7 protein-coding genes are annotated in these 7,218 nt (G+C 68.9%); 6 read left to right on the forward strand and 1 reads right to left on the reverse strand.

Annotated elements, in window-relative coordinates; genetic code table 11:
- Positions 1-4: 4 nt before the first annotated feature.
- The gene (locus HKK72_RS20930) at positions 5-1,081 is read right to left on the reverse strand and encodes a hydrogenase expression protein HypE (RefSeq protein WP_187236095.1); all 1,077 of its coding nucleotides are present in this window, start codon (positions 1,079-1,081) and stop codon (positions 5-7) included.
- Positions 1,082-1,371: 290 nt separating this feature from the next.
- Between HKK72_RS20930 and HKK72_RS20935 the strand changes: the two genes are divergently transcribed.
- The 6 genes from HKK72_RS20935 to HKK72_RS20960 all read left to right on the forward strand — a co-directional run.
- Complete coding sequence (locus HKK72_RS20935) at positions 1,372-2,649, forward strand: ArsB/NhaD family transporter (RefSeq protein WP_187236096.1); 1,278 nt, start codon at positions 1,372-1,374, stop codon at positions 2,647-2,649.
- 78 nt (positions 2,650-2,727) lie between these two features.
- Entirely contained in the window at positions 2,728-3,336 is a 609-nt protein-coding gene (locus tag HKK72_RS20940) for a TetR/AcrR family transcriptional regulator (protein ID WP_187236097.1), read from the forward strand.
- A 140-nt stretch (positions 3,337-3,476) separates the two neighbouring features.
- Positions 3,477-4,529, forward strand: coding sequence for an ABC transporter substrate-binding protein (locus tag HKK72_RS20945; RefSeq protein WP_187236098.1), 1,053 nt, complete (start codon positions 3,477-3,479; stop codon positions 4,527-4,529).
- Positions 4,526-5,374 carry an ABC transporter permease gene (locus HKK72_RS20950; RefSeq protein ID WP_222720944.1) on the forward strand — a complete coding sequence of 283 codons (849 nt, stop codon included), beginning with the start codon at positions 4,526-4,528 and terminating at the stop codon, positions 5,372-5,374. Before HKK72_RS20945 ends, HKK72_RS20950 begins: the two co-directional genes overlap by 4 nt.
- Positions 5,371-6,204 carry an ABC transporter permease gene (locus tag HKK72_RS20955; RefSeq protein ID WP_187236099.1) on the forward strand — a complete coding sequence of 278 codons (834 nt, stop codon included), beginning with the start codon at positions 5,371-5,373 and terminating at the stop codon, positions 6,202-6,204. Before HKK72_RS20950 ends, HKK72_RS20955 begins: the two co-directional genes overlap by 4 nt.
- A partial coding sequence (locus tag HKK72_RS20960; protein ID WP_187236100.1) for an ABC transporter ATP-binding protein occupies positions 6,197-7,218 on the forward strand: 1,022 nt, incomplete at its 3' end. The genes HKK72_RS20955 and HKK72_RS20960, both read left to right, overlap by 8 nt.

Raw genomic sequence — 7,218 nt, forward strand, 5'->3', positions numbered from 1 at the left:
GTGATCAGCTCCAGTGCGCCTTGTGGCCGGTAAGCAGCTGGCGGCCCCTGCGGCGCCACTTCGGCTCCTTGTCGACGGTTCTCAGCGTGAAGCCGCGCAGGGTGCGGATCACCGACCCGTAGGCGGAACTCACGGTGGAGGAGACCCTGGCGCCCGGCGGCTCGTCCATGAACGGCATGAACTTGTCCGGGAAGCCGGGCATCGTGCAGGCGATGCAGATGCCGCCCACGTTCGGGCACCCGCCGATGCCGTTCATCCAGCCGCGCTTGGGGACGTTGCACTTCACGACCGGCCCCCAGCAGCCGATCTTCACCAGACAGGTCGGCGTGCCGTACTCGGTGGCGAACTGGCCCTGCTCGTAGTAGCCGCCCCGGTCGCAGCCCTCGTGCACCGTCTGCCCGAACAGCCAGGTGGGCCGGAGCGCCTCGTCGAGGGGGATCATCGGCGCTTGCCCGGACAGCTGGTAGAGCAGGTAGACGATCGTCTCGGACAGGTTGTCGGGCTGGATCGGGCAGCCGGGCACGTTGACGATCGGCAGCCCGGCCTTGGACTTCCAGTCCCAGCCCAGGTAGTCGGCCACGCCCATGGCGCCGGTCGGATTTCCCGCCATTGCGTGGATGCCGCCATAGGTGGCGCAGGTGCCCGCGGCGAGCACCGCCGTCGCCTTCGGCGCGAGCCGGTCCAGCCACTCGCTCGTGGTCATGGGCTGCCCGGTCTCGGGGTTGTTGCCGAATCCGCTCCAGTAGCCCTCCCGTTTGATCGCCTCGTTCGGGATCGACCCCTCGACGACGAGGACGAACGGGTCCAGCTCGCCCCGGTCGGCCCGGAAGAACCACTCGATGAACGGGTCGGCGCCCTGCATGGGGCCCGATTCGAAGTCGACCAGCGGCCAGTGCACCGCGATCCTGGGCAGTCCGGGCAGCGTGCCGAGCACGATGTCCTCGATGCTCGGCTGGGTGGCCGCCGTCAGGGCGACGGAGTCACCGTCGCAGCTCAGGCCCGCATTGATCCAGAGGACGTGGATGAGCCGCTCGTCCGGCCCGCCCGGTACGGCCTCAGTGGACGTGCTTGGCGCCGTCATACTGCCTCCCGTGTTCAGCCGTGCCTTCGAGCCGCCGGGCCGGCACATCCCCGGCCGGGTGACTGTGGAAGTAGTCGAATCCTGGGAATCCGCACACTCCGTAATGGACCGTGCTAATTACGCTATGTCGCATGTTGCTGGAGTCGACACCGTTAGCGACACAATCTGCGGCAAAGGCTGGTTCGTCGATGTAAGTTCTTGTTGACGACACGCGCACGGTCTTCCGAGGCCGGCCGCGCACGCATGGCCGGTGAGGCGCGACGAGGCCGTTGATCGAGGCGGGAGGCGCCGTGGCCGCGGTAGCCGCTGTCGCCATCTTCGTCGTCGCGTACGTACTGATAGCGACCGAATGGGTGCACCGCACGAAGGTCGCGCTCGGCGGCGCGGGCCTGATGCTGCTGCTGCACGTCAGCGACGGCGAGCGCGCCTTCTTCTCGCGTGACGCGGGCATCGACTGGAACGTCATCTTCCTCCTGCTCGGCATGATGGTCATCGTGTCGGTGCTGCGGCAGACCGGCGTGTTCGAGTACGTCGCCATCTGGGCGGCGAAGCGGGCGCGAGGCCGTCCCTACCGGCTGATGGTCATGCTCTGCCTTCTCACCGCGGGAGCCTCGGCACTCCTGGACAACGTCACCACCGTGCTGCTCGTGGCACCGGTCACGTTCCTGGTGTGCGAACGGCTGGCGCTGCCGGTCGCCCCGTACCTCATCGCCGAGGTCATGGCCTCGAACATCGGCGGCACCGCCACGCTGGTCGGCGACCCGCCCAACATCATCATCGCCAGCCGCGCTGGCCTGTCGTTCAACGAGTTCCTCCTGCACCTCGCCCCGTTCATCGTGGTGCTCATGGCGGTGTTCTGCCTGCTGTGCCGGTGGCTGTTCCGGTCGGCGTTCACCTACGACCCCGACCGGGCCGCCGAGGTCATGGCCCTGGAGGAGAGGGAGGCCATCACCGATCGCCGGCTCCTGGCGCAGAGCCTCACGGTGCTCGCCGTGGTCATCACCGCGTTCGTGCTGCACCCGGTGCTGCACTACGAACCGTCGGTGGTGGCGCTGCTCGGCGCGGGGCTGCTGGTCGCCGCCACCAAGGTCACCACCGAGCAGGCGCTCGACGAGGTGGAGTGGCCGACGCTCGTCTTCTTCGCCGGCCTGTTCGTCATGGTGGGCGGACTCGTCAACACCGGGGTCATCGGTGACATCTCCAAGGCCGCCGCCGACGCCACCGAGGGCCGCCTCGCCCTGGCCACCATGACGCTGATCTGGGGGTCGACGGCGCTGTCGGCGATCGTGGACAACATCCCGTACGTCGCCACGATGAGCCCCATCGTCGCCGACCTGGTGCACGGCCTGGGGCCGGAGGGGAAGGTGCTGTGGTGGGCGCTGGCCCTCGGCGCCGATCTCGGCGGCAACGCCACGGCGATAGGCGCCTCTGCCAACGTCGTCGTCCTCGGCATCGCCGAGCGCAACGGGCAACGGATCAGCTTCTGGCAGTTCACCCGCTACGGGCTGATCGTCACGCTGGTCAGCGCCGTGCTCGCCACGCCGTACCTCTGGCTCCGCTATCTGTGACGGCGAGCGGGGGCCCGTGAGATAGTGGGTTGACGGGAGTAGTTGACTGACCAATCAGATATGAGCACCGGGGGAGCCATGCCGCGTCCCAGCGTCGAGGTGGAACGTCGGGGGCAGATTCTGCGGGCGGCGTGCGCGGTGATGGCCGAGGTCGGCCTCCGCTCGCTGCGGATCGGCGACGTGGCGAAGCGGGCCGGCACCAGCCACGGCACGGTGCACTACTACTTCGACACCAAGCGCGACCTCGTGCACGCGGCCTTCGAGTTCAACTTCCAGCAGTCCATCGACCGGCGGCGCCCGATCCTCGACGCGCACGAGGACCCGCGCGCCCGCCTGCGCGCCTTCGTGGACTCCTACCTGCCCGACGGCGACGCGGAGACGGTCCTCGCGTGGCGGGTCTGGATCGAGCTGTGGAACGAGGCACTTCGCGAACCCGACCTGCAGGAGCTCAACGACCAGGTGTACGGGGAGTGGCGGCGCGTCGTCGCGGCCATCGTGCGCGACGGCCAGGACCGCGGGCAGTTCCGCGACGGTGACGCGGTCGACACGGCCAACGCCCTCATCGGCATGATCGATGGGCTGGCGATCCAGGTACTGCTCGGGTCGCGCAACATGACGACCCCCCGGATGCGCGCCATCTGCGAGGCCTACCTGCTCGATCTCGAGGAACGGCCGCTCCGGAAATAGGAGCGCGGTTGCGCCGGAAAGTCATCCGCCGACCATTGACAGCAGAGTGCGTCCGCGCCACAGTCTTCCCTTAAATAACTGATCAATCAGTCAACTTTGCCGTGGCCCGGGTCTCGCGCCGCGGACGGAGGGAGACGGCCATGCGGATCCTGAGGCGTGTTCTCGTCGGTGCTTCCACCACCGGGCTGCTGGCCGCGGCCGCGTGCGGCGGCGGTTCGTCGACCAGCACCAAGGAGCTCACCGTCGTCATGTGGGGCGGCGACGACCAGCAGAAGGCCGTCAGCGCCTACGTGGAGCCCTGGGGCAAGGAACGCGGCGTCAAGATCAAGCAGGACTCTCCCACCGACTACGCCAAGCTCCGCGCACAGGTCGAGTCCAAGAAGGTGAGCTGGGGCGTCGTCGAGGTCGAGCCCAACTTCGCGGCCAACGCCTGCGCGAAGGGCTGGGCCGTCAAGCTCGACAAGACCAAGATCGACATGTCGAAGGTCAAGCCCGAGCTGGTCGGCGAGTGCGGGATCCCCACGCTGCAGTACGCCTTCACCATCGCCTACAACACCGAGAAGTTCTCCGCCGCCAACCACCCGAGGACCTGGGCGGAGTTCTTCGACACCCAGCGCTTCCCGGGCAAGCGCGGCTTCTGGAAGTACGCGACCGGCGCGATCTTCGAGGCGGCGCTGCTGGCCGACGGCGTGCCGGCGGACAAGCTCTACCCCCTCGACATCGACCGTGCCTTCCGCAAGCTCGAGACCATCAAGAAGGACATCGTCTGGTACGAGACCGGTGAGGAGCAGCAGCAACTCGTCGGCAGCGGCGAGGCCCCGCTCGTACAGGCGTGGAACGGCCGCATCTTCGCCGCGGCCAAGGAGGGCCGGCCGGTCGCGAACGAGTGGAACCAGCACCTGCTCTCCTACGACCAGCTCATGATCCCGGCGGGGTACAAGAACCAGGCCCTTGCCGAGGAGTGGATGAACTGGTACCTGAACCACCCCAAGGAGCAGGCCGGCTACACCAACCACGCCGCCTACGCGCCGGTCAACGACGAGGCGCTCAAGTACGTCAACGACGACGTGCGCAAGGAGATCCCGACCTCGCCCGAGAACGCGCCCAAGCGCGCGGCGATCATGAACTACACCTACTGGGCCGAGAACTACGACAAGGTCACCGAGCGGCTCAACGAGTGGATGGCCAAGTGAGGCGATCGCTCTCACGGCTTTTCGACGGGTGGGGGCTGCTGATCCTGCCGGTCGGCGGCTTCCTGCTCGCCGTGTTCGTGGTGCCCCTCGCCGGCGTGCTGCTGCGCAGCGTGACCGATCCCGAGCCGGGCATCGAGAACTACCAGGACTTCTTCGGGTCGTCGGTCTACGTGGACGTTCTCGTCAACACGTTCACCACCGCGGGGCTGGTCACCCTGATCACGCTGCTGCTCGGCTTCCCGTATGCCTATCTGATGACGCTGGCGCGGCCGTTCTGGCGGACCGTGCTGCTCATCGCCGTGCTCGTGCCGTTCTGGACGAGCCTGCTCGTGCGGACCTTCGCCTGGGTGCTCATCCTGCGCGACACCGGTGTGGTCAACGACGCGCTCAGCGCGACCGGCCTGACCGACGAGCCGGTCCCGCTGCTGCGCAACCTGACCGGGGTGCTCATCGGGATGGTGCAGGTCATGCTGCCGTTCGCGGTGCTGCCGCTCTACGCGACCATGCGGGGCATCGACCGGCGCCTGCTGCAGGCGGCCGAAGGGCTCGGCGCGCGCCCGGCCTTCGCGTTCTGGCGGATCTACGCGCCGCTCACGGCACCGGGTGCCGCGGCGGCAGCGCTGCTGGTCTTCGTCTCCGCGCTCGGCTTCTACGTGACCCCGGCGCTGCTCGGCGGGCCGAAGAACGTCATGCTCGGAGAGTTCATCGTCCAGCAGCTCTCCGGCGTGCTGCGCTGGGGCTTCGCCTCCGCGCTCGCCGTCATCCTGCTGATCGTCACCGCCGCCCTGCTGCTCGTCGTCGCCCGGCTGACCGATCTGCGCCGGCTGATCGGCGGTGCCCCATGAGCGCGAAGCACCTCCGTTCGCGCCGGGCGGTGCGCGGCGCCCTCGGCGCCCTCGTCACGCTGACCGCCGTCTACCTGGTGCTGCCGGTCTTCGTCGTGGTGCCGGCCTCCTTCTCCGACAGCTCGTTCCTGGAGTTCCCGCCGGAGCACTGGTCGATGCGCTGGTACGAGGAGTTCTTCTCGGACGAGACCTGGACCTCCAGCGCGGTCGCGAGCCTGCGCATCGGCGTCGTCGTCACGCTGTTGTCCGTGGTCCTGGGCACGGCGGGCGCGCTCGCGATGATCCGCGGCCGCTACCCGCTGCGCAACGCGATCACCGGGCTCCTTCTGGCACCGATCCTGGTGCCGTACGTCATCACCGGCCTCGGGGTCTACGCGCTCGCCCTGGACCTCGGGCTCACCCAGACGACCACCGGATTCGTGCTCGTGCACACCTCGCTGGCCGTGCCGTACGTCGTCATCACCGTCTCGTCGGCGCTGTCGTCCTTCGACCGGCAGCTGGAACTGGCGGCGATGAACCTCGGCGCCGGGCCGGTCTCGACCTTCGCCCGCATCACCCTGCCACTGATCCTGCCGAGCGTGCTCAGCGGTGCGCTCTTCTCATTCGCGACCTCGTTCGACGAGGTCGTGACCAGCGTGTTCCTGTCCGGACCGGACATGACGACGCTGCCCGTGCAGATGTGGTCGGGCGTGCGGGTTCGTCTCGACCCGACCGTCGCCGCGGCATCGAGCATGTTGCTGCTCATCACCCTGTCCCTGTTCGCCGCCGCGGGCCTGGGCCGACTGACCAGGCGCCTTCGGCGCGCACAACGTGGAGGATCGGATGGCTGACGACAGCCGCGGCGCGGTCGACGCGCGCGGGGTCACCAAGCGGTACGGCGACACCGTGGCGCTCGACGACGTGACGCTGCGAGTGCGGGCGGGCGAGTTCATGACGCTCCTCGGCAGCAGCGGCTCGGGCAAGTCGACCCTGCTCAACGTGGTGGCGGGGTTCACCGAGCCGACCTCCGGCACCGTCTCGGTGGACGGCACCGACATCACCGCGATGCCGCCGTACCGACGTGACCTGGGCATGGTGTTCCAGCACTACGCCCTTTTCCCGCACATGAACGTGCGCGAGAACGTCGCGTTCCCGCTGCGCCGCCGCAAGGTGCGCGGCGCGGAGCTGGACCGGCGGGTGCGCGAGACCCTCGACGTCGTCGAGCTCGGCCATCTCGCCGGGCGGCGGCCGTCACAGCTGTCCGGGGGGCAGCAGCAGCGGGTGGCGCTGGCCCGCGCGATCGTGTTCCGGCCGCCGGTGCTCCTCATGGACGAGCCGCTGGGCGCGCTGGACCGGCGGCTGCGCGAACAACTCCAGCTCGAGATCAAACGACTGCACCAGGAGCTCGGCATCACCTTCGTGTTCGTCACGCACGACCAGGAGGAGGCGCTGACCATGTCGGACCGCATCGCCCTGCTGCGCGATGGCCGGGTGATCCAGGTCGGCAGCCCGCAGGACCTGTACGAGCGGCCGTGCTCGCGCTATGTCGCCGAATTCCTCGGCGAGTCCAACGTGCTTCCCGGAGAGACCTCCGGCACGGCGGTCGTCGTACGGCCCGAGCATCTGCGGCTCGCCGCGCGGGGCGAGCCGGCCCCGGCCGGCCACAACGCCTGTGCCGCCACCGTGCGCGAGGTGGTCTACCTGGGCAGCGTCCTGCGGGTGGAGGCGGCGCGTGACGACGGCCGTCACCTCGTGGCGAGGGTGGCCGCCCATGGCGAGCCGCCACGGCCCGGCGACGAGGTCACGCTCTACTGGGATCCGGACCGGGCGGTCGTCGTGCCCGTCGACGCGACCGGCGACGCACC

Source organism: Actinomadura sp. HBU206391 (genome assembly GCF_014323665.1).
GTDB lineage: Bacteria > Actinomycetota > Actinomycetes > Streptosporangiales > Streptosporangiaceae > Actinomadura_C.

Coding starts and splice junctions, on each gene's coding strand:
- HKK72_RS20945 (WP_187236098.1), top strand. CDS start 3,477: ATGCGGATCCTGAGGCGTGTTCTCGTCGGTGCTTCCACCACCGGGCTG.
- HKK72_RS20955 (WP_187236099.1), top strand. CDS start 5,371: ATGAGCGCGAAGCACCTCCGTTCGCGCCGGGCGGTGCGCGGCGCCCTC.
- HKK72_RS20930 (WP_187236095.1), bottom strand. CDS start 1,081: ATGACGGCGCCAAGCACGTCCACTGAGGCCGTACCGGGCGGGCCGGAC.
- HKK72_RS20940 (WP_187236097.1), top strand. CDS start 2,728: ATGCCGCGTCCCAGCGTCGAGGTGGAACGTCGGGGGCAGATTCTGCGG.